The organism is Microbacterium sp. ZOR0019, from assembly GCF_000800925.1.
GTDB lineage: Bacteria > Actinomycetota > Actinomycetes > Actinomycetales > Microbacteriaceae > Microbacterium > Microbacterium aurugineum.
Genome location: NZ_JRKC01000016.1, coordinates 83406 through 105822, shown reverse-complemented (window position 1 = coordinate 105822; position 22417 = coordinate 83406). Strand labels below are relative to the sequence as shown.

Sequence of the window (22417 nt, the reverse complement as noted above, 5' to 3'; positions counted from 1 at the left end):
TCCCCCTCTCTCCCCCCTCCCTCCCTCTCCCCCTTCGGTGCAAGATCAAGTCGACGCCCCCGCTGAGTGCCGACGCCCCCGCTGGGCGGCGCGACACAGGAGGGGTGTCGACGACAGGCGGGGGTCTCGGCGGGAGTGCGGGATTGCGGGAGTGCGGGAGTGGGGGGCGGGAGGGGGGAGTGTCACTCCGGAAAGTGCGCGGGGGAGGGGAGTGTCACGTCGCGGACCTCGACGCCCTCGGGGGTCACGGTGGCGATGCAGTACAGCAGCGACTGGGTGGGATAGCCGTGCGGGCGGTTGTCGCGGATGATGGCCCGGTCGTCTTCGGGCGGCAGCTCGGCGGAGGAGGCGAGGAGCGCGGTCCACTCAGCCGTCCAGTCGGCGCTGTCAGCGGTCGGGCCCAGGGCGCGGAACTCCGGCAGCCAGGCTTCGATCCGCGGGGTCGTGGCATCGTCGAGGTCATCGTGCGCGATCATGTGCGTGCCGGGATCGATGCGTGTCTCGCGCAGTTCGACGCCGTCCCACGACAGCACGCGGGCGCCTTCGGGGCCGACCTCAAGCAAGTTGAAGCCGTGCATGGACAGGGGAGCGACGGGCGAGCGCCCCTGCACGGACTCCAGTGCCAGGGCGCCGCGGGAGACGGCCCGCGCGGCGGGGAGGTCGCTCACGTCCGCGCGGTTCAGCAGCACGGCGAGCCGGCGTTCGGCGGGGTTCGCGGCGAGCCAGGCGCCCCCGGCACGGCGATCGCGGATCCCGATCACACCGGGATGGTCCTCCGGCCACCACGGTCCGAGGGAGTCCCACGCCCGCAGCGGATCTTCGTCGCGGACCGCGAGGAGTCGTGCCGAGCCGGCCCTCTCGACATCGATGACAACCGTGCACACGCGTCCAAGTCTAGGTCGAGGAAGAGGTGCCGGCCCATGGCGGCGGATGCTGGGGCAGAATCGAGACGTGAACATCGTGGTCGGAGTCACAGGCGGCATCGCCGCGTACAAGACGGTGCACCTCGTGCGCCTGCTCACGAAGGGTGGGCACGACGTGACCGTGGTGCCCACGGAGGACGCCCTGCGTTTCGTGGGGCTCCCGACCTGGGAGGCGATCAGTCGTCATGCGGTCACGACGAGCGTGCACGACGACGTCGCGAAGGTGCGGCACGTCGCCCTGGGGCAGAACGCCGAGCTGGTGATCGTCGCGCCGGCGACGGCGAACTCGATCGCCAAGATGGCCGCCGGGCTCGCCGACGACCTCCTCGGCACGACCCTGCTCGCCACCGAGGCTCCGGTGCTGATCGCCCCGGCGATGCATGCGGAGATGTGGCGGAACCGCGCGACGCAGGCGAACATCACGACGCTGCGGGAGCGCGGTGTGCACGTCGTCGGCCCCGCGGACGGAGAGCTCGCCGGCGGTGACAGCGGCCCCGGCCGGATGTCGGAGCCCGAGGAGATCTTCGCCGCCGCCCAGGCGCTGCTGACTCCCGGTGATCTCGCCGGTGTGCGCGTGGTCGTCTCGGCGGGGGGCACCCGCGAGCCGATCGATCCGGTGCGCTTCCTCGGCAACCGCTCCAGTGGCAGGCAGGGGGCGGCGCTCGCTGCGGAGGCCGCCGCCCGAGGGGCCGAGGTGACCCTGGTGTCGGCCAACATCTCGGGCGAGGTGCTCGCCGAGGTGCGGCACCCGTCGATCCGGGTCGTGCCGGTCGGGACGGCGGCAGAGCTCGCCGAGGCGATGAAGCATGAGTCCTCCCTCGCCGATGTGGTCGTGATGGCGGCGGCGGTGGCGGACTATCGACCGGCGGCGGTGTCGGAGCGCAAGCTCACCAAGGAGGGGGGTGGGATCCCCGCCATCGAGCTGGTCGAGAACGAGGACATCGTCGCGGCGCTCGCCTCGCAGCGGCGAACCGGTCAGCTCGTGGTCGGGTTCGCCGCGGAGACTCCGGAGGATGCATCGGAGCTCCTCGCCCGTGCCCGCCGCAAGCAGCAGCGCAAGGGCGTGGACCTGCTCATCGTGAACGAGGTCGGGTGGGAGCGGGGATTCGAGAGCCCCGAGAACGCCGTGCACATCCTCGGACCGCACGGTGCCGACGCGGGCAGTGCATCCGGGTCGAAGCGCGCGGTCGCGGTCGCGATCTGGGATGCGATCGCACGCGCACGCTGAAGGAATGCTAAACTTGAGTCAACACCACTCAACTTTGATCCCGCCTTCCGACCCGGCAGGCGGGAGACGACCAGAAGGAGCATCTCCAGGAGGAGCGCATGACCACCCCGCAGACCGGTAGCCAGAATCAAGAACAGCAGTCCGCCCTCGAGCAGTTCGGCATCAACCTCACCGACCGCGCCCGCCAGGGCAAGCTCGACCCCGTGATCGGACGCGACAGCGAGATCCGTCGAGTCAGCCAGGTCCTCACCCGCCGCACGAAGAACAACCCCGTGCTGATCGGGGAGCCCGGCGTCGGCAAGACCGCCGTCGTGGAAGGACTCGCCCAGCGCATCGTCGCGGGTGACGTCGCCGAATCCCTCAAGGACAAGGAGCTGGTCACCCTCGACATCTCCGCCCTCGTGGCCGGTGCCATGTACCGCGGGCAGTTCGAGGAGCGGCTGAAGCAGGTGCTCAAGGAGATCACCGAGTCCGACGGACAGGTCATCACCTTCATCGACGAGCTGCACGTGCTCATGGGTGCCGGCGGGGGAGAAGGATCCGTCGCCGCCTCCAACATGCTCAAGCCGATGCTGGCCCGTGGTGAGCTGCGGCTGATCGGCGCCACCACGCTCAACGAGTACCGCGAGTTCATCGAGAAGGACGCCGCGCTGGAACGTCGCTTCCAGCAGGTCTACGTCGGCGAGCCCACGGTCGAGGACACGATCGCGATCCTCCGTGGCCTCAAGGGGCGGTACGAAGCGCACCACGGGGTCACGATCTCCGACAGCGCCCTCGTGGCGGCCGCTGCGCTCTCGAACCGGTACCTGCCGGCCCGACAGCTGCCCGACAAGGCGATCGACCTGATCGACGAGTCGATGTCCCGGCTCAAGATGGAGATCGACTCCTCGCCCGTCGAGATCGACCAGCTCAAGCGGCAGGTCGATCGGATGAAGCTCGAGGAGCTCGCGCTCAAGCGGGAGAAGGATGCCGCATCCAAGGAGCGCCTCGGCGTGCTCCGCGAGCACCTGGTCGAGATGGAGAAGGAGCTCGCCGGCCTCGAGTCCCGATGGGCGCGCGAGCGGCAGGGCCTGAACCGGGTCGGTGAGTTGAAGAAGCAGCTCGACGACGCGATCACCCAGCGCGATCTCGCGATGCGCAACGCGGACTACACGAAGGCCTCGAAGCTCGAGTACGAGACCATCAAGCGGCTGGAGCGCGACATCGCCGAGGCGGAGCAGGCCGAAGCCGCGACACCCGCCGAGCCGCGCATGGTCAACGAGCAGGTCACCGAAGAGGACATCGCCGCCGTGATCGCCGCGTGGACCGGAATCCCGGTCGGCCGACTGCTGCAGGGCGAGAGCGAGAAGCTGCTGCACCTGGAGAACGAGCTCGGGAAGCGACTGATCGGACAGAAGGATGCCGTCAAGGCCGTGTCCGACGCCGTTCGTCGTTCGCGTGCCGGGATCAGCGACCCCGGTCGCCCGACCGGCTCGTTCCTGTTCCTCGGCCCGACCGGTGTCGGGAAGACCGAGCTGGCCAAGGCGCTCGCGGAGTTCCTGTTCGACGACGAGCACGCCATGGTGCGCATCGACATGTCGGAGTACGGCGAGAAGCACTCGGTGTCCCGTCTCGTCGGCGCCCCTCCGGGGTACGTCGGCTACGAGCAGGGTGGTCAGCTGACCGAAGCCGTGCGTCGTCGGCCGTACAGCGTGATCCTCCTCGATGAGGTCGAGAAGGCCCACCCCGAGGTGTTCGACGTGCTGTTGCAGGTGCTCGACGACGGTCGCCTGACCGACGGCCAGGGTCGTACGGTCGACTTCTCGAATGTGATCCTGATCCTCACATCGAACCTGGGATCGCCGATCCTGATCGACCCGGTGCTCGGGCCGGACGAGAAGCGCGACCAGGTCATGGCGCTCGTGCGGCAGGCGTTCCGTCCGGAATTCCTGAACCGACTGGATGACATCGTGATGTTCTCGGCGCTGAGCGAAGACGACCTCGCCCAGATCGTGGAGCTCTCCGTCGATCAGCTGCACGACCGGCTGCGCGACCGTCGCCTCACCCTCGCGGTCACCCCCGATGCGCGGGCCTGGCTCGCCGAGCGCGGGTACGACCCGATGTTCGGAGCCCGACCGCTGCGCCGCCTCATCCAGAGCGAGGTGCAGAACAAGCTGGCGACGGCGTTGCTCTCGGGCGGCGTGCACGATGGCGACACGGTGCGGGTCGACGTGGCCGCAGACGGCTCGGGCCTCGTGCTCACCGCGACGACACCGGAGCCCGAGCCCCAGGACGACGAGGTGATCGAGGCCGAGCTGCTCGACGACTGAGCCGTATCAGGACTGAGTTGCGTGGGCCGTGGTGTTCGCCCGCCTCACTGTCTGAAGGAGAACTCACGCTACGAAGGAGGAGATGCGTCAAAGCCTCCTTCAAAGCGCGAGTTCTCCTTCGCGGCGCGTGTGCGCGCGTGGGGGTATGCGGGAGGTGTGTGTGGGCGCGGCACCGACCGTGCGGCACCGACCGCTCAGCGGCCGAGCATCCAGAGCGCCCGGCGTCGTAGCGCACCCGCACGACGACGCAGGCGCACGAGCCGGGGCTGATCGCGCGCGGCGGCGAACAGCTTCGCGTCGTACACAGCCCGCAACTCCCGCGACCAGCGTCGTGTGACGGCGTCATCGGAGAACTCCGAGGCGCGGGCCACCGCGCGACGACGCATCGCCTCGACAGACGCGGGGGGCATGGCCTGCAGGTCGACGATGCGTCGTGCGAGGGCCTGGACGTCGCCGTCCGGGACGAGGAAGCCGTCGACTCCGTCGCTGATCATGTCGGCAGGGCCGTAGCGGATGTCGTAGGCGAGCGGGATGCAGCCGGCGGCCATACTCTCCACGAGCACGAGCGGCAGCCCTTCGGAGGTCGATGTGAGCAGGCTGAATCCCGCGGAACGGAACGCTGAGCGTGCGTCGGAGTCGTATCCGCGCAGGTGCACATGACCGTCGGCGTGCAGGTGCTGGATGTGCTCTTCCAGGGCTGCTTCGCGTGGGCCCTCTCCGATGATGTCGGCATCGATCGTCGTATCGGCGGAGTGGGCGACAGCGACGGCCTCCACCGCGTGTTCGAGTCGCTTGCGGCGTGTGAGTGAGGCGACGACGACGCCGCGTGACGCGTCGCGGGTCACGGCAGCGCGCGGGGGCAGGGCGACCGCGTTCGGGATCGTGCGGACCCGGGCCGCGACGTCGATCGCGGCGAGATCCTCGATGAGATCGGTGCGCTGTCGCGACGTGAGGACGACGATCTCGTCGAACTCCCCGGCGCGACGCAGCACGGATTCGCGTGTCGCCCGGAGCGTCCCCGGCCGCCCGCCCACGCGATGCGACGCATGGACGATGTGCACCGTGACGACGTTGTCCCGCCGATAGTCGGCGACCGAGCGCGCGGCCGTCTTCGAGTCGACCAGCAGGAAGCTGGGTGCCTTGCCGGTCAGGCGGTCGAACCACCAGCGGTACAGGCCCCACGTCGTGCGCCACCCCCGCAGCGGTGCGCCGTCCGTCGAGTAGAGCACGACCTTCCGGTCGTCGCCGGGGCGCTCGGTGGCGAGCAGCGAGCCGTCGCGGCGGAACCGATCCACCAGCATCCGGCCGGCATCGTCGCGGCGTGCGCGGCTCAGGACGGTGCCGTCGTGGGACGCGACCACGTCGCCCGCCTGCGGCACCAGCAGTTCCGCGGCGGTCGGCGTGGTCCCGCGTGGTCGGGGCGACTCCCGACGCAGCTCGTCCCAGAGGTTGCGGATGCGCAACCCGTCGATGAGCTCACCTGCGGCGTGGAGACGATCCGCGAACTCGGGGTAGTCGGGGCGGTCGTCCAGCGTCAGGATGTCCACGTCGACTCCGCCGAGACGGCGGAACGCCCGCGAGCGCCGCAGCATCGCGCTCGTCATCCCTCCGTGCTGATCGGCGATCCCCCAGGTGAGCGCGAAGTGCCGAGCGGGAGGAAGCTGAGGGTGAGCGTGGAGCACCCGAGCAACCCTAGGTTCGACGCTTCTGCGCAGCCTGGGGGATGTCTGTGGCAGCACCCCCAGAACGGGTGCCCGACCGGGTGTCAGGCGCTGAGGATGACCGACTCGGCGATGGGGCGACGGACGCGCGGCGCCACCTCGCGCTCCTGCAGCACTTCGGGGAGCGCGCTCACGTCACCGAACTCGCCGACCGCGAAGACCGTGACCGGGACGAAGCGCGGTTCGAGATCGGCGAACTCGCGGACGACCTCGGGGTCGAAGCCGCTCATCTGGTGCACGAGCAGGCCGTCGTGGTGTGCCTGCACCGAGAAGTGCGCGACAGCCTGGCCGAGGTCGTAGAGGGCGTGGGTGAGGGGCGTGCCGTCGGCGGTCGCGGTCTCGGCCACGGCGACGACCAGGACGGCGGCGTTGCCCGCCCAGGCCTGGTTGAAGCCCATCAGCGCGTCGACCACCTGCGCGTGCAGGGCGGTGCCGCGGCGGGCGACGATGAAGCGCCAGGGCTGCGTGTTGTTGGCGGACGGGCTCCAACGGGCCGCTTCGAGCGCGGTGGCGAGCTTGGCCTCGTCGATCGTGTTCTGCGCGTCGAAAGCGCGGGGGCTCCAGCGGCCGGCGAGGACGTCGAGGACGGGGTGCTCGGTCGGTGCGGTGCGGTCGATGACGGGAGTGCTCACAGAAGTGCCTTTCGGACGGAGGGGATCGGACTCCATCGTCCGGGTACACGGGACTGAACAGATGCATGTGCATGCATATTCCCGGGTGCGCGGTCCGGCTCCCGGCGCCTCAGTCCGGGAGGTTGTGCGTGGCCGCGTCAGCCAGCGCGCTGCGGACCGCACGGATCGACGGGGCATCCGCCGACACGCGGCGCGCCGAGGAGAAGATCTCGCGCCGTGGGTCATGAGGGAGCGGGGTGAGGTCGACGGTCGGGGTGTCACCCGCCCACACCAGGTCGGGCAGCAGCCCGACGGCGAGCCCCGCATGGATCAGTCGCACATGTGCCGTGAGGTCGGCGATCTCGTAGCGCACGTCCGGTTCGAAGCCGGCCGTGCGGCACAGCTGTTCCGCCCACGCTCGCGAAGCGGTACCGGCGGGCTCGAGCACCCAGGGCTCCCCGCGGGTCGACCACAGTGCGGCGAAGGCATCCGCAGGGGTCGGGGCTCCGGGGCGTCGGGCGAGCGCGATCGCATCATGCGCGAGCTCCACCCTGTCGAGATCCGCGTGGATCGGGCGGGTGCGTCCGGGGTACTGCTCGGCCAGGATCAGGTCGAAGTCCCGGCTGGACACCCCGACGAGGCCGGTCTCCGGGTCGCACTCGGTGACCTCGACGCGCAATGCGGGGTGCCGATCCTTCAGGGCCCGGAGGGCGCGGGGGAGGAGGGAGTGCGCCGTCGACTGGAACACCGCGATGCCCACGGTGCCCGTCACCTCGGTGAGCGATTCAGCCACGGCGACCTCGGCGTGTTCGAGCTGATCGAGGATGCCGATGGCCTCGGCGACGAGCACGTTCCCCTGCGGGGTGAACTGCACTCCGCGCCCCACCCGGCGCAGCAGCGGCACGCCCACATCGCGCTCCAGTGCGCTCAGCTGCTGTGACACCGAGGCCTTGCTGTAGGAGAGGGCATCGGCGACGGCCGACAGCGTTCCGCGCCGCGACAGCTCCACCAGCATCCGCAGCCGATTGACGTCCAGCACGCGCGTTCCATCCGTTCAGTCAGAGTGAACAGAACCCACTCGAATCGGTTGATAGACGGAGCCTACCGAGTGGCAGGACAATGATCCAGCCGCACACGAAACCCCGGTGTGCGCTCTCTTGGAAGGTCCCACCGATGCCTGTCGCCGCCGACACCACCACTCCCCGCACCGAAGAGGTCGCCGCCCTCGTGCAGCGCTGGCTCGCCGAGAGCGAGACCCACCCCGTCGAGCCTGCCGCCCAGCGCCTCTCCGAGGTCCTGAAAGACCCGAACGGGCTCGCGTTCACGGTCGGCTTCGTCGACGGCGTGATGCGACCCGAAGATCTGCGCGTCGCCGGGCGCACGCTCGCCGAGCTGAGTGACATCACCCCGAGTCTGCTGCCCGGCTACCTGCGCGCCGCGATCAAGACGGGCGGCTTCTGGGCGCCCAAGCTGCCCGGTGTCGTCGTGCCGATCTCCCGTCGTGTGCTGCGCGCCATGGTCGGGCACCTGGTGCTCGATGCGACCCCCGCCAAGCTGGGCCCCGCGATCGCGAAGCTCCGCAAGAGTGGCAACCGCCTCAACCTGAACCTCCTCGGCGAAGCGGTGCTGGGCGAGCGTGAAGCAGGACACCGTCTGCGCGGCACCCGTGACTTCCTCGCCCGTGACGACGTCGACTACGTCTCGATCAAGGTCTCGAGCGTCGTCAGCCAGCTCTCGATGTGGTCGTTCGACGAGGCCGTCGCAGACGTCGTCGAGAAGCTCACCCCGCTCTACGAACTGGCGGCTGCGGCCGAGGCCGAGGGCAAGGCGAAGTTCATCAACCTCGACATGGAGGAGTACCGCGACCTCGACCTGACGATCGCGGCCTTCACGAGCATCCTCGACCAGCCGGGGCTCGAGAACCTCGAAGCCGGCATCGTGCTGCAGGCGTATCTGCCGGATGCGCTCGGTGCCATGCAGCACCTGCAGGAGTGGGCCGCCGCCCGCCGCGCCAAGGGCGGAGCGCCGATCAAGGTGCGCGTGGTCAAGGGCGCGAACCTCGCGATGGAAGAGGTCGACGCGGCGATCCACGGCTGGCCGCTCGCCACCTACGGCACCAAGCAGGACTCCGACACCAACTACAAGCGGGTGCTCGACTGGGCCATGACGCCGGAGCGCCTGGACGCCGTGCGCATCGGCATCGCGGGTCACAACCTGTTCGACATCGCCTACACGTGGCTGCTCGCCCAGGCACGGGGCGTGGCGGATCCGACGGGTGCGGACCCGCTGGTCGAGTACGAGATGCTGCTCGGCATGGCGACCGGGCAGGCCGAGGCCGTCCGCAAGGACGTCGGTCGCCTCCTGCTCTACACGCCGGTCGTGAACCCGGCCGAATTCGATGTGGCGATCGCCTACCTGGTGCGTCGTCTCGAGGAGAACGCCAGCTCCGAGAACTTCATGTCGGCGGTGTTCGAACTGGCCTCGAACCCGACCCTGCTGACCCGGGAGCGGGAGCGCTTCGAGCGCTCGCTGGCCGCGCTCGCGACGGATGAGCCCGGGTTCGTCCCCGGTCCGCACCGTGTGCAGGACCGCACCGCAGAGGCAGACGCCGCAACGACCGACGGCTTCCGGAACCAGGCCGACACCGATCCCGCGATCGCCGCCAACCGCGCGTGGGGACGGGCGATCCTCGGTCGCTCGGTCGGATCGACCCTGGGGCTGGACACGATCGCGATCGCCAAGGTCGAGACGGAAGCCGAATTGGACGGCATCTTCACCGCGGCGACCGCCGCGGCCGAGAAGTGGGCCGCCCTCCCCGCTGCCGAGCGCGCCGCCGTGCTGCATCGCGCCGGAGACGAACTCGCGGCTCGTCGTGGGCAGCTCCTGGAGATCATGGCCCACGAGGCGGGCAAGACCATCGCCGAAGGCGACCCGGAGGTGAGCGAGGCCATCGACTTCGCGCACTACTACGCCGAGCGTGCGAAGGACCTCGAGACCGTCTCGGGTGCGGAGTTCGTGCCGTCGAAGGTCACCGTGGTCACGCCGCCGTGGAACTTCCCGGTCGCGATCCCCGCCGGCGGGGTGCTCGCGGCGCTGGCCTCGGGCTCGGCCGCCATCATCAAGCCCGCGAAGCTGACGCAGCGCTGCGGTGCCGTGATGGTCGAGGCGCTGTGGGCCGCCGGTGTGCCGCGCGATCTGCTCGCGCTCGTCGACCTGGCCTCCCGTGACCTCGGCACCCGCCTGGTCGCCGGACCCGCGGTGGATCGGGTGATCCTCACGGGGGCGTACGAGACGGCGCAGCTGTTCCGCTCCTTCCGCCCCGACCTGCCGCTCCTCGCCGAGACGAGCGGGAAGAACGCGATCATCGTCACGCCGTCCGCCGACCTCGACCTGGCCGCCGCCGACGTCGCGCGCAGCGCGTTCGGGCACGCGGGGCAGAAGTGCTCCGCGGCATCCCTCGCGATCCTCGTCGGATCGGTCGCCGACTCGAAGCGGTTCGAGCGTCAGCTCGTCGATGCCGTCACGTCGATGCGCGTGGGTCTGCCCGATGACCCCGCCACCCAGATGGGTCCGATCATCGAGCCCGCCGACGGCAAGCTGCTCAGGGCGCTCACGACGTTGGAGAAGGGTGAGCGCTGGCTCGTCGAGCCGCGAAAGCTCGACGCCGAGGGCACGCAGTGGACGCCGGGTGTGAAGACCGGTGTGCGCGAGGGGTCGTACTTCCACCTGACCGAGTTCTTCGGCCCGGTGCTGGGCATCATGCACGCCAAGGACCTCGACGAGGCGCTGCGCCTGCAGAACGCGGTCGACTACGGCCTCACGGCCGGCATCCACTCGCTCGACTCCGGTGAGGTCACCACGTGGCTCGACCGCGTCGAGGCGGGCAACCTCTACGTGAACCGCGGCATCACCGGTGCGATCGTGCAGCGTCAGCCGTTCGGCGGGTGGAAGCGCTCGGCCGTGGGTGCGGGCGCGAAGGCCGGCGGACCCAACTATCTCCACGGCCTCGGCGAGTGGGTTCCGGCGGAGCTTCCCGCTGTCTCTCCCGGTGCCGCCGTCGCTCCGGCCGTCGCCGCCCTGCTCGACGCCGCGGGGGCGGATGTCGATGCGACCTCGTCGGACTGGTTGCGGCGCGCCGCCGCATCCGATGAGCGCGCCTGGATCGACGAGTTCGGCGCCGTGTCGGACAAGTCCGACCTCGGCGTCGAGCGCAACCTCTTCCGTTACCGCCCGGTCGCGGTCGACGTGCGCATCTCCGAGGACGCGGTGCTCGCCGACGGGGTCCGTGTGCTCGCCGCCGCCCTCCGCAGTGGCAGCCCGTTCACGGTGTCGGCTCCGGCGTTGCCCTCCCGCATCGAGAAGGTGCTGCGTGCGCAGGGCGTGACCGTGAAGCGCGAGTCGGATGCCGCATGGACCACGCGCTACGCCAAGGCGGCGAACACGTGGCAGCGGGTCCGTCTGGTCGGTGGCGAGGCATCCGCGCTGTTCGAGGCGCTCGAGGGCAGCCCGGACGTGGCGGTGTGGTCGCATGCCGTGACCGGTGCCGGCCGCGTCGAGATGCTCCCGTTCCTGCACGAGCAGGCCGTGTCGATCACGAACCACCGCTTCGGCAACCCCACCACCCTCGGCGACGACGTGATCTGATCGCTCGAGACCCCCGCTGAGCGCCGAAACCCCCTGCTGCCGACGTCGGCAGCAGGGGGTTTCGACACTCAGACGGGGTGTCGGCGGTGGGTGCGCGTCAGCCGCGCAGGGCCTCCGAGAGCTTGACCCGTGAGCCCATGCGCAGGAGCGAGTTCTCGTAGATCTTCGCGCCGATGACGATCGCCGCCACACAGCTGGCGAGCAGGATCACCAGGCTCAGTAGCGGCTCCCACCACTGCGCCTCGCCGACGAACAGGCGCATCGGCATACCGACCGGAGCGGAGAACGGCACGTACGACATGATCGTCAGCACCAGCGGGTTGTCGTTGAAGACGATGACCAGGATGTACGGGGCCATGATCAGCATCGTGATCGGTGTGGTCGTGGAGCCGATGTCCTCCTGTCGCGAGACCATCGACGCCGCAGCCGCGAACATCGCCGCCAGCAGGATGAACCCGAACAGGAAGAAGACCGCGAACCAGATGATCGGCGACCCGAGCGTGGTGAGCACCTCGCGCTGACCCGTGACGATCAGACCGATCGTCGCCACCGCCGCCAGGGCGAGGATCTGCCCCATCGCCAGCACCGTGTTGCCGATCACCTTCCCGGCGAGCAGCGTGCGCGCCGGGATCGCCGAGAGCAGCACCTCGACCACGCGCGTCTGCTTCTCCTCCACGACGCTCTGCGCGATCGTGCCGCCGAACGTCGCCGCCGCCATCATGAACACGAGTCCGAAGGCGATCGCGATGAAGTAGCGCAGGAGAGGGTTGGTCGTCGCCGGCTCCAGGATGACGACCTCGGGTGAGATCGACAGCGCCGAGACGAGCGAGCCGGGGGCGTCCTGCAGCGCGATGATCGTGTAGCCGGAGGGGCCGTCGCCCGGGAGCACCGCGGCATCGACCTCGTCATCGCGGACGAGCTTCTCGGCGGCGGCCTGGTCGGACACCTCGGTGACTTCGACGTTCGGGAGGGTGGACACGGCGGCCGCGGTCTCGGCGGTCGCGGCGACCGGCATCGCGTCGGTGTTCTTGCTCGCGAAGCCACCGAGGATGATGCCGGCGAGGGCGAGCACCAGCAGGATGCCGGTGGAGATCAGGAAGGCCTTGCTGCGAAGCTTCGATCCGATCTCGCGTTCGGCGACGAGCCAGATGCCGTTGGGGCTGCGGACGGGGGTCGGAGCGCTCATCGGATGACCTCCTTGAAGATCTGGGCGAGGGACGGATGCTTGGGGGCGAAGCTCGCGACATCTCCGCGCTGCACCGCGGACTGGAGCACCCGCTGAGCGGTCTCGGGACCGTCCGCATCGAACAGCGCGTACCCGCCCTCGAAGTCGACGACCGTCACGCCGGGTTCGGTGCGCAACCAGCCGGCGTCACCTGCCGAGACCAACTCGTAGCGGTCACGGGCGTGCTCGGCGCGCAGTGCGTCGCGGGAACCGGCCGCGCGGATCGTGCCACCGGCGAGGATGACGAGGTCGTCGCACAGGCGCTCGACCACGTCGAGCTGGTGGGACGAGAAGAGGATGGACGCACCCTTCGCCGCGCTGGATTGCAGGACGCCCGCGACCACGTCGACCGCGAGGGGGTCGAGGCCGGAGAACGGCTCGTCGAGGATCAGCACCTCGGGGTCATGCACGAGTGAGGCGGCGATCTGCGCACGCTGCTGGTTGCCCAGCGACAGGGACTCGATCGTGTCGTTCAGTCGTTCGCCGAGGCCCAGCTCGGTGAGCAGAGTCGTCGCTCGCTCGGTGGCATCCTGCTTGCCGAAGCCGTGCAGCCGCGCGAGGTACACGATCTGCTCGAGCACCTTCATCTTGGGGTAGAGACCGCGTTCCTCGGGCATGTAGCCGAAGCGCCGGCGATCCTCCGCGGTGACCGGCGCCCCGTCCAGGGTGACGTCGCCACCGTCCGAAGAGAGCAGGCCGAGGACGATGCGCATGGTGGTGGTCTTGCCGGCGCCGTTGCCGCCGACGAAGCCCGTCAGTCGCCCGGGGGCGACCGTGAAGGACACGTCATCGAGCACGCGCCGAGAGCCGTAGCTCTTGGTGATGCCGGAGAGTTCGAGCATTCCTGTGGTCATGTCTTCACGCTACGGACCGTGGGCATTCCAGGGCATCCCCCCTGCGGCGGAGTCCGTGGGATCACCCGTCCGGGGGAGGAGGGGATCAGGAGCGCCCTGCGCGCAGCACCGTGCGCACCAGGAGCCCGGCGATGAGCGCCCAGAACGCGGCGCTGACGCCGAGCACCGCGATCCCGGAGGCGGCCACCAGGAAGGTCACCACGGCGGGGATGCGCTCGCCGGGATCGTCGATGGCCTGCTGCACCGACGATCCGAAGGCGGCGAAGAGCGCCAGACCGGCCACGGCGGGGATCACCGCCGTGGGCGCGAGCACCACGAGCGCGGCGAACGCGGCGGAGAACACCGCCAGCACGAGGTACGACGCCCCGGTCGAGACGCCGGCGACCCAGCGACGTTTCGGGTCGGGATCGGCATCCGGTGAGGCGGCGAGGGCGGCGCTGATCGCGGCGAGGTTGATCGCGTGCCCACCGGCGGTGGCGCCGAGCGCGGTGCCGACACCCGTCACGAGCATCGCCGGGCGCCACGGCACTTCGTATCCGAAGCTGCGCATGATCGCGATCCCCGGGACGTTCTGCGAGGCCATCGTCACGATGAACAGGGGGAGGGCGAGACCGACCAGCGCGCCGACCGTGAACGTCGGGGCGGTGAACTCGAGGCGCGGCAGAAGCAGCGCGGCGTCGAACGTGCTGCCCGCGCCGATCAGTGACACTGCGACGACCACGGTCGCCGCCACGAAGGCGAGCGGTACCGCCCAGCGCGGCGCGAGGCGGGCGAACACCAGCCAGGTGAGCACGACCGGCACCACGCCCCAGGGGTTCGCGACGATGCCCGTGATCGGCGCCAGGCACAGCGGCAGCAGGACACCGGCGAGCATGGCCTGCGCGATCGACGGAGGGATGCGCGCGATCAGGGCGCCGAGCGCGGGCCAGAGAGCCGTGAGCAGGATCAGGGCGGCGGTGACCAGGAACGCGCCGACCGCCGCCGACCAGCCGCCCTCGACGGTGCCGGTCGCGACGAGGAGTGCCGCACCCGGTGTGGACCACGCGACCGTGATCGGCATCCGATACCGCCACGCGAGCACCACACACGCGAGTCCCATCGTGAGGCTGACCGCGAGGAGTCCGCTCGCCGCCTGCGCCGCGTCCGCTCCCACGGCGTCGAGCCCGGTCAGCACGACGGCGAAGGAGCTGGTGAATCCGACGAGTGCCGTCACGACCCCCGCCAGGATCGGACGGGACAGGGGTGCGGCTTCGGGCATGGCTCCGAGGCTAGCGCGCGCGGCGGGCCGCGGTGCTCACGCCAGACCCATGCGATGCGCGAGGACCACCGCCTGCACCCGGTCGCGCGCGCCGAGCTTCTGCAGGATGCGGGAGACATGCGTCTTCACCGTGGCTTCACCGATGAACAGCGCCCTGGCGATCTCGGAGTTGCTGCGGGCGTCGGCGAGCAGCGTCAGCACCTCGGCCTCGCGCTCGGTGAGGGGCTCGGCGAGGGTGAGCCTCGGGATCGCGGCGCTCTCGATCGAGGGGGCCGCGATCGGCTGTGCGGGGGCGGCGGCGAACCGTGCCAGAACGCGGCGTGTGACCTCGGGAGCGAGCATCCCGTCGCCGGCGGCGAGCGCGCGGACGGCGGCGATCAGGTCTTCGGCACCGGCGTTCTTGAGCAGGAAGCCACTGGCTCCCGCATCCAGTGCCTGGTACAGGTAGTCGTCGCGATCGAACGTGGTGACGATCGCGATGGCCGCGGTGATCTCCGGGTCGGCGACGATTCGTCGGGTCGCCTCGATACCGTCCATGTCGGGCATCTGCACGTCCATCGTGATGACGTCGGGGTGCAGCGCGGATGCCTGAGCGACGGCCTCCGCGCCCGAGGACGCTTCCCCCACCACGGTGATGTCGGGCTGGGTGTCGAGGATGGTGCGGAAGCCCGCGCGCAGCAGCGCATGGTCATCGACCAGCAGCACACGGATCGGGCCGTTCATCGGCGCGCTCCCGCCCGGTCCGGGGTCGGGAGCGGCACCCTGGCCCGCACGCGCACCCCGCCGAGCGGCCGGGAGGTCACCTCGAGAGTGCCGCCGGATGCCGCGGCGCGTTCTCGCATTCCCAGCTGACCGAGCCCCGGACGCACGTGGGTGACCGCGCGCCCCGTGTTCACGATCTCGACCTCGACGCCGTCGTCGTCGTAGCGCACACGGACATCGGCGGTGGCACCGGAGCCCGCATGGCGACGGGCGTTCGTCAGCGACTCCTGTGCGATCCGGTACAGGTTCACGGCGACGAGGGAGGGAACCGGGACGGGTTCGCCGATCACGGCATAGTCGGTCGGCAGCCCCGCCTCGGTCGATGCTTCGGCGAGCGCGGCGATGTCGTCGAGGGTGAGTGTGGAGGCGGTGTCGGTGGCCTCGCCGCCGGGCGTGCGCAGAGTCTCCAGCAGTTGGCGCAGCTCGTGGATCGCGTCGCGCGCCGACCCCTCGATGCCGGAGAGGATGCGTGCGGCCTCGGTGGTGTCGCGATCGAGCACCAGACGCGCCGCCCCCGCCTGCACGCCCATCACCGAGACGTGGTGGGCGACGACGTCGTGCAGCTCGCGGGCGATCCGCACCCGGTCGAGGGCGACGGCCTGTGCCGCCGTGACCTCGCGCTCGCGTTCCAGCTCGACCGTGCGATCTTCGAGCACCGACCGCTGCTCCGCGGCCGCCCACGAGCGCTCGCCGAAGTAGTACGCACCGCCGAAGTAGAGCACGTTCAGCAGGAGCTGGATGAGCATGAACGCGACGTAGGGTGACATGGCTCCGGCGATGACATCGGCGTCGTCCGCCTCCGTGATCGCATCGCGGTACATCGTGATCAGCAGCCACAGGAACATGCCGACGATGATCGCCACCCGCACGATCAGTGCACGCCGGCGGTCGTTCATCCAGGCGCCGACCGTGTAGAGGGCGATGAACATCGCCATGTTCCCGACATAGATCTCGGGAACCCGCACGGTGACGGCGGCGAAGTAGGCGACGGAGACGACCACCGCGACGGTGCCGGGCCAACGACGACGGAAGGCGAGAGGGATGGCGACGACGACCGCGTACACGAGCGCGGTCCACAGCTCGGCCTGCTCGTCGCCGTACACCTGCGCGATCGAGGACAGGGCTGCGCTGAGGATCGCGCCGACGAAGAGTGCGAGCGCCAGGAAGAGGTCGTTGCGCCGTTCGCGTTCGGTCGGCGTGCGGGTGAACGGTTCGGCGGCCATCCCTCCACCGTAGGGCGGGGCGTCGGCCGCGGCATCCCCCTGGCGGCGGATCGGTGGGTAGGAACGATTGCTTGCCAGCGATCACTTGCTATTGACAAGCAAAGTTGTTTTTTACAAGCTGGTCGACAGGGCTCACGATCGATGGGTCCACACCGATATCCACACCGACAAGGGAGTCGACATGACCAAGGTCTTCGTGAATCTGCCCACCCGTGACCTCGAACGCGCCAAGGCCTTCTACGTGGCGCTGGGCTGTGAGATCAGCCCTCCGTTCACCGACGAGAACGCCGCGTGCGTCGTGTGGAGCGAGGACATCTACTTCATGATCCTCCGGCGTGAGTACTTCGAGACGTTCACCGACAAGCCCATCGCCGACCCGAACGACGTTCTGCAGGTGTCGGTCGCGTTCAGCCAGGATTCGCGCGAGGAGGTCGACGCGATCCTCGCCAAGGGCCTGGCCGCCGGTGGATCCGAGCCGAAGCCCGCGCAGGACTACGGCTTCATGTATTCGCGCGACCTCGACGACCCGGACGGCAACTCCCTCGGCTTCCTCTACATGACCCCCGAAGCCGTCGAGAACGGGCCGGACCACGTGGCCGACACCGCCGCGTCGGCCTGACATGGGGGCGCGCAGCTACGGCCAATACTGCGGTGTGACGACGGCGGTCGAGCTGATCGGGGAGCGGTGGGCATTGCTCATCGTCCGTGATCTGCTCGTCGGACCCCGTCGCTACACCGACCTCAAGCAGGGCCTGCCGCGCATTCCGACCAACATCCTGTCCACCCGGCTGAAGGATCTCCAGGAGGGTGGGGTCGTACGGCGGGTGCCGCTGCTCAATTGCGGGCTCGTGTACGAACTCACCCCGTACGGGCGCTCGTTCGAGCCGATCATGCTCGCCCTCGGACGATGGGGGTTCCAGGCGATGGGGGATCCCGCAGAGGGTGACGTCGTCACGCCCGACTCGCTCACGATGGCCCTGCGCACGGCATTCCAGGCGGAATCCGCCGTGGATGCCGAGTACGAGCTGCATGTCGGCGACGTCGCGCTCCGCGCGTCCGTGCACGGCGGCGAGCTCCGGGTCGCGCAGATCGCACCTCCGGCGCCGCCGGTCGGCGCACGTCTTCCCGACGGCGCTCCGGACGCGGTGATCGTCGCCGGACCCGGTATCCGTCGCCTCATCGGCGGCGATGTCACCCCGGCAGAGGCCCTCGCGCAGGACATCGTCGCGGTCGTCCGGGGCGACGAATCGCTGCTGGACTCGTTCGCCGACACCTTCCGCATCGCACGACTGACCTAGGGAGCACGACATGAACAGCCCGTATCCCGATGAACAACAGGCTTCCGGCCGCATCCTGATCGATCTCTTCACCTCCCTCGACGGCGTCGCTCAGGGGCCGGGCGGCACCGATGAGGACCCCTCCGGCGGTTTCCGGTTCAGCGGCTGGCAGGCCGGATACCCCTCGTCCGGTGTCGGGCCTGAGATCGAGAAGGGCATGCGCGGGCTCGACGCGCTGCTGCTCGGCCGGCGCACGTACGACATCTTCGCCGCATACTGGCCGCATCACACCTCGGGCGAGTCCGGCGACATCGGCAGGCTCTTCAACCGCGTGCCCAAGTACGTCGCGACCCGGGATGCGAATCTCACGCTCGACTGGGAGGGCAGCACGCGCGTCGGTGCCGACCTCGCCGCGGAGGTCGCGGCGATGAGGGCGGCCCACCGCGAAGTGCACGTGATCGGCAGCATCGACTTCGTCCACACGCTGCTCGCCGAGGGGCTCTTCGACGAGCTGAACCTCTGGGTGTATCCGCTGCTGCTCGGCGCGGGCAAGAAGGTGTTCGACGACGATGCGCTTCCCTCGGTGCTGCGGTTGTTGGAGCCGCCGATCGTCGACGAGGCCGGAGTGATGCTGCTCCGCTACGCGCGGACCGATCGGGTGCCGCAGGTCGGGACGTTCGAGGGCTGAGCCTCAGCCGAGAAGCCGCTCGATCACCCGCGCCACACCGTCCTGATCGTTGGAGGAGGTCGTTTCGTCTGCGGCATCCTGCACGAGGGGTTCGGCGTCGGCCATCGCGACGCCGCGCCCTGCCCAGCGGAGCATCTCGACGTCGTTGAGCGCGTCGCCGAAGGCCACCACGTGGGTGCGGTCGATACCGAGGTGCTCGCAGAGTCGGGCCAAGCCGGTGGCCTTGGTGACGCCCTCGGCCATGACCTCCACGAACGGAGCGCCCGAGAGCGTCGCCTCGAAGCCGGTCAGCCCGAGAGAACGTACCGTGTCGAACAGCGCGTCGGGCGCGAGTTCGGGGTGGCGGATCACGAACTTCAGGCTGGGGGCGGCGAGCACCTGCTCCAGCGGCACGCCGCCCATCGTGGCGGGGTCGCGCTTGTGGTCGGTGAGTGCAGCGATCGCGGCGTAACCGTCTTCGGCCACGAACGTCTCGCCGGCCTCGCGCACGCTCGCGAACAACAGGCCAGGGATGCTCGCGCGCAGAGCCTCGGCGAGGGCACGGATCGTCTCGGGTGGAAGCTCTTCCGCGAAGAGCATCCGTCCGTCGTCGAGGCGCACGGCGTAGGCGCCGTTGCTGCACAGGGCCCATCCGTCGAAACCCGCATCCGCGGCGATGGCTCGCAGTCCGATCGGCTGGCGGGCCGTCACGGGGACCACATGGATGCCGCGCTCCCGTGCCGCGTCGAGCGCCGCGCGGGTGCGCGTGCTGACCGACGACGTCGAGTCCAGGAGGGTGCCATCGAGGTCGGTGGCGATCAGTCGCACGCTCATCGGATCGGCATTCAGGAGAAGATCATCGGCAGGTCGTCGTCGTCCTCAGCGCCACCGGTGCCCAACCGGCGCCCATCGAGGTCGACCACCACCGGTACGTGGTCGCTGGGCTGTTCGCCCTTGCGCTCGTCACGGTGGATGGAGGCTCCGGTGACCGCTTCGGCCAGCGTGCGCGAGCCCAGGACGAAGTCGATCCGGACGCCCTCGTTGCGGGGGAACTTCAGCCGCTGGTAGTCCCAGTAGGTGAAGCCCTCGGGAATCAGCGGGCGCACCACGTCGGTGACCCCGGCATCCTGGAACGCGAAGAACGCGTCGCGCTCCTGCGGGGAGACGTGGGTGGAGCGGCCGATCACGATGTCGGGGTCGCCGTTGTCGTGATCGAACGGGATGATGTTGAAGTCGCCGACCAGGGCGAGCGGGAGGTCGGGGTTCGCCGAGAGCTCGGCCGCGGTCGACTTCTTGAGCTGCTCCAGCCAGTGCAGCTTGTACAGATAGTGGGGGTCTTCCAGGGACCGGCCGTTGGGCACGTAGAGGCTCCACACCCGGACTCCGTCGACCATGACGCCGAGAGCGCGCGCCTCGAGAGGAGCATCCGGACCCTCGTGGCCCTTGGCGAAGCCCGGCATTCCGTCGAAGGCCGTGCGCACATCGGTGATCGGCAGGCGGCTCGCGATCGCGACCCCGTTCCACTGGTTCAGCCCATGCACCTCGACGTGGTACCCGGCCTCCTCGAACGGCGCGTAGGGAAACTGCTCCGGCTTGCACTTGATCTCCTGCATCGCCAGCACGTCGATGTCTTCGCGGACGGCGAATTCGACGGTGCGGGTGACGCGGGTGCGGATGGAGTTGACGTTCCAGGTGGCCAAGCGCATGCCTCAAGCCTAGGGTGTGCCTCCTACACTGGATGCCGTGACCGCACTCGACGCAGACCGCCAGACACTCCTCGACCTCATCAAGGATGAGGCGGTGTTCCACGGCGACTTCACCCTCTCCAGCGGCAAGCAGGCGACGTACTACGTCGACATGCGCAAGCTCACCCTGGACCACCGGGCCGCTCCCGCGATCGGCCGCATCATGCTCGACCTGATCGGCGACCTCGACGTCGTGGCGGTCGGCGGGCTGACACTCGGCGCCGACCCCATCGCGAACGCGGTGCTGCACGCGTCGGTCGCCACCGACACCCCGCTCGACGCCTTCGTCGTGCGCAAGGAGCCCAAGGACCACGGACGCGGTCGTCAGATCGAGGGCGCAGACATCAAGGGCAAGCGCGTCGTGGTGCTCGAAGACACCTCGACCACGGGCCAGTCCGCGCTCAAGGCCGTCGAAGCCCTGCGCAAAGAAGGCGCCGAGATCGTCGCGGTCGCCGTGATCGTCGACCGGAAGACCGGCGCACAGGCCGCGATCGAAGCCGAGGGCCTGGAATGGCGCGCGGCCTTCGACCTCGACGACCTCGGGCTCGACCCCCAGTGACGCGCTACGCGCTCGCCGTCGATGTGGGCGGCACGAAGATGGAGGCCGCACTCGTCGCGGAGGACGGCCGGCTGCTCCCCGGGAGTCGCAGTCGCCAGCCGACCGGTCGGGACGCCACGTTCGAGTCTCTGGACGCGGCCGTCGTCACGATCGTCGAGCACGCGCTCGCCGCGCTTCCGGCCGACGCGGAGCTCGTCGGTGCGGGTATCGGCAGTGCCGGTCCCGTCGACCGCTCCCTCGGCGCGATCATGCCGGTGAACATGCCGCTCGCGCGCGGCTTCGTCCTGGAAGAGGCGGTCCGCGCCGCGGCGTCCACCGTCCTCGGGGGCGTCGTGCGCACCGTGCTCGGCCACGACGGCGGTGCTCTCGCGCTCGCGGAATCGTGGCTCGGCGCCACGCAGGGCGCCGGCGCCTCGCTGTCGATCGTGGTCTCGACCGGCGTCGGCGGCGGCTTCGTCGCGAACGGCGCCTACATTCCCGGAGCCACCGGCAATGCCGGTCACCTCGGTCAGGTGCGTCGTGAGGGCGGCCTGACGCTCGAGGAGATCGCCTCGGGTCCCGCGAGCGCCGCATGGGCCCAGCAACAGGGGTGGACCGGCGCCACCGGCGAAGACCTCGCGCGGGACTCGGCGGCCGGCGATCCCCTCGCGCGAGCGGCGATCGAGCGTTCGGCCCGCGAAGTGGGGGAGGCGCTGGCGGATGCCGCGACCCTCGTCGACCTCGACGTGGTCGCCATCGGCGGCGGATTCTCGCGAGTGTCGTCGGACTACATCGACCTCGTGCAGCAGGCACTCACCGCGAGCGCGGCCCACGAGTACTCGCGCCGTACCCGCGTCGTGCGCTCGGGGCTCGGCGACGAAGGGCCGCTCATCGGCGCCGCTGCTCTCGTGCTCCGGTAGGCCCCCGCACACCCTGCTCACCGGCGCGCAGTGAGCAGGTGTCGGGGTGGTCCTTCGAGCCGGGCGACGGCGACTTTCAGGTCGGTGACATCGGCCGCAACCGCATCGATCCGGGCGGTCAGAGTCTCGGATACGGCATCGATGCGATCGGTCAGAGTTCCGGAGACGGCGTCGATGCGGGCGGTCAGAGTTTCGGAGACGGCGTCGATGCGGGTGCTGAGCTTTTCGTCGACGGCGTCGATGCGGGTGCTGAGCTTTTCGTCGACGGCATCGATGCGGGTGCTGAGCTTCTCATCGACGGCATCGATGCGGTCATCGATGCGGCGGACCATCCAGGCGCCAGCAGCGAAGAGGCTCGCGGTGATCGTCAGCACGACGCCGATCGCGCTGATGATGATCGCCAGGACCTCGGTGGACAACGCGTGCTCTCCTCGCTGCGGATGGGTGTGTCGTCGACGTTACGCCGGACTCGCGGGTGGGTGCTCCGGTATTCCGGCATCCGTGAAGGGCTC

General features: G+C 69.7%; 20 protein-coding genes. 8 read left to right on the top strand and 12 right to left on the bottom strand.

What is annotated here, in order from left to right; all coding sequences use genetic code 11:
* Positions 1-182: 182 nt before the first annotated feature.
* Positions 183-884 (bottom strand): NRDE family protein, encoded by a 702-nt coding sequence (locus L978_RS05555; protein WP_047521127.1) that lies wholly within the window; start codon positions 882-884, stop codon positions 183-185.
* Between the two features lie 67 nt (positions 885-951).
* Between L978_RS05555 and coaBC the strand changes: the two genes are divergently transcribed.
* A complete protein-coding gene (gene coaBC, locus L978_RS05550; protein ID WP_047521173.1) occupies positions 952-2151 on the top strand; it encodes a bifunctional phosphopantothenoylcysteine decarboxylase/phosphopantothenate--cysteine ligase CoaBC in 1200 nt (399 codons plus the stop codon).
* A gap of 98 nt (positions 2152-2249) precedes the next feature.
* Complete coding sequence (locus tag L978_RS05545; RefSeq protein ID WP_081996930.1) at positions 2250-4460, top strand: ATP-dependent Clp protease ATP-binding subunit; 2211 nt, start codon at positions 2250-2252, stop codon at positions 4458-4460.
* 194 nt (positions 4461-4654) lie between these two features.
* Here the strand turns inward: L978_RS05545 and L978_RS05540 are convergent, their stop codons facing one another.
* The 3 genes from L978_RS05540 to L978_RS05530 all read right to left on the bottom strand — a co-directional run bounded on the left by L978_RS05540 (position 4655) and on the right by L978_RS05530 (position 7831).
* Positions 4655-6142: a glycosyltransferase gene (locus L978_RS05540; protein ID WP_047521125.1), complete on the bottom strand. Its 1488-nt coding sequence runs from the start codon at positions 6140-6142 to the stop codon at positions 4655-4657.
* An 83-nt stretch (positions 6143-6225) separates the two neighbouring features.
* Entirely contained in the window at positions 6226-6813 is a 588-nt protein-coding gene (locus L978_RS05535; protein ID WP_047521123.1) for a nitroreductase family protein, read from the bottom strand.
* A 109-nt stretch (positions 6814-6922) separates the two neighbouring features.
* Positions 6923-7831, bottom strand: coding sequence for a LysR family transcriptional regulator (locus tag L978_RS05530; protein ID WP_047521121.1), 909 nt, complete (start codon positions 7829-7831; stop codon positions 6923-6925).
* Positions 7832-7965: 134 nt separating this feature from the next.
* Here L978_RS05530 and L978_RS05525 point away from each other — a divergent pair, with 134 nt between their 5' ends.
* A complete protein-coding gene (locus L978_RS05525; protein ID WP_047521119.1) occupies positions 7966-11436 on the top strand; it encodes a proline dehydrogenase family protein in 3471 nt (1156 codons plus the stop codon).
* Between the two features lie 97 nt (positions 11437-11533).
* Here the strand turns inward: L978_RS05525 and L978_RS05520 are convergent, their stop codons facing one another.
* The 5 genes from L978_RS05520 to L978_RS05500 all read right to left on the bottom strand — a co-directional run bounded on the left by L978_RS05520 (position 11534) and on the right by L978_RS05500 (position 16758).
* Positions 11534-12622, bottom strand: a complete 1089-nt coding sequence (locus tag L978_RS05520) for an ABC transporter permease (RefSeq protein ID WP_047521117.1) — start codon at positions 12620-12622, stop codon at positions 11534-11536.
* Entirely contained in the window at positions 12619-13503 is an 885-nt protein-coding gene (locus L978_RS05515; protein WP_047521115.1) for an ABC transporter ATP-binding protein, read from the bottom strand. The genes L978_RS05520 and L978_RS05515 overlap by 4 nt, the downstream gene beginning before the upstream one ends.
* Before the next feature lie 97 nt (positions 13504-13600).
* On the bottom strand, positions 13601-14773 hold the full coding sequence (locus L978_RS05510; protein WP_047521113.1) for a benzoate/H(+) symporter BenE family transporter: 1173 nt from the start codon (positions 14771-14773) through the stop codon (positions 13601-13603).
* Between the two features lie 36 nt (positions 14774-14809).
* Positions 14810-15496 (bottom strand): response regulator, encoded by a 687-nt coding sequence (locus L978_RS05505; RefSeq protein ID WP_047521106.1) that lies wholly within the window; start codon positions 15494-15496, stop codon positions 14810-14812.
* Positions 15493-16758 (bottom strand): sensor histidine kinase, encoded by a 1266-nt coding sequence (locus L978_RS05500; protein ID WP_047521100.1) that lies wholly within the window; start codon positions 16756-16758, stop codon positions 15493-15495. The genes L978_RS05505 and L978_RS05500 overlap by 4 nt, the downstream gene beginning before the upstream one ends.
* Before the next feature lie 181 nt (positions 16759-16939).
* Between L978_RS05500 and L978_RS05495 the strand changes: the two genes are divergently transcribed.
* From L978_RS05495 to L978_RS05485, 3 genes are read left to right on the top strand one after another with little or no spacing between them, the layout of a single operon-like run.
* Positions 16940-17377, top strand: coding sequence for a VOC family protein (locus L978_RS05495; protein WP_047521098.1), 438 nt, complete (start codon positions 16940-16942; stop codon positions 17375-17377).
* Position 17378: 1 nt separating this feature from the next.
* Positions 17379-18056, top strand: a complete 678-nt coding sequence (locus L978_RS05490) for a winged helix-turn-helix transcriptional regulator (protein WP_047521097.1) — start codon at positions 17379-17381, stop codon at positions 18054-18056.
* Positions 18057-18066: 10 nt separating this feature from the next.
* Positions 18067-18723: a dihydrofolate reductase family protein gene (locus L978_RS05485; RefSeq protein ID WP_052193358.1), complete on the top strand. Its 657-nt coding sequence runs from the start codon at positions 18067-18069 to the stop codon at positions 18721-18723.
* A 3-nt stretch (positions 18724-18726) separates the two neighbouring features.
* Here L978_RS05485 and L978_RS05480 read toward each other — a convergent pair whose 3' ends face one another.
* Together L978_RS05480 and L978_RS05475 are read right to left on the bottom strand one after the other, a co-directional pair.
* Positions 18727-19536: an HAD family hydrolase gene (locus L978_RS05480; protein WP_047521095.1), complete on the bottom strand. Its 810-nt coding sequence runs from the start codon at positions 19534-19536 to the stop codon at positions 18727-18729.
* 11 nt (positions 19537-19547) lie between these two features.
* Positions 19548-20408, bottom strand: a complete 861-nt coding sequence (locus L978_RS05475) for an exodeoxyribonuclease III (protein ID WP_047521093.1) — start codon at positions 20406-20408, stop codon at positions 19548-19550.
* A 37-nt stretch (positions 20409-20445) separates the two neighbouring features.
* Between L978_RS05475 and pyrE the strand changes: the two genes are divergently transcribed.
* Positions 20446-21006 (top strand): orotate phosphoribosyltransferase, encoded by a 561-nt coding sequence (gene pyrE / locus L978_RS05470; protein ID WP_047521091.1) that lies wholly within the window; start codon positions 20446-20448, stop codon positions 21004-21006.
* Positions 21003-21905: an ROK family protein gene (locus L978_RS05465; RefSeq protein ID WP_047521089.1), complete on the top strand. Its 903-nt coding sequence runs from the start codon at positions 21003-21005 to the stop codon at positions 21903-21905. The genes pyrE and L978_RS05465 overlap by 4 nt, the downstream gene beginning before the upstream one ends.
* A 17-nt stretch (positions 21906-21922) precedes the next feature.
* Here L978_RS05465 and L978_RS05460 read toward each other — a convergent pair whose 3' ends face one another.
* On the bottom strand, positions 21923-22324 hold the full coding sequence (locus L978_RS05460; protein ID WP_047521087.1) for a hypothetical protein: 402 nt from the start codon (positions 22322-22324) through the stop codon (positions 21923-21925).
* Positions 22325-22417 lie beyond the last annotated feature (93 nt).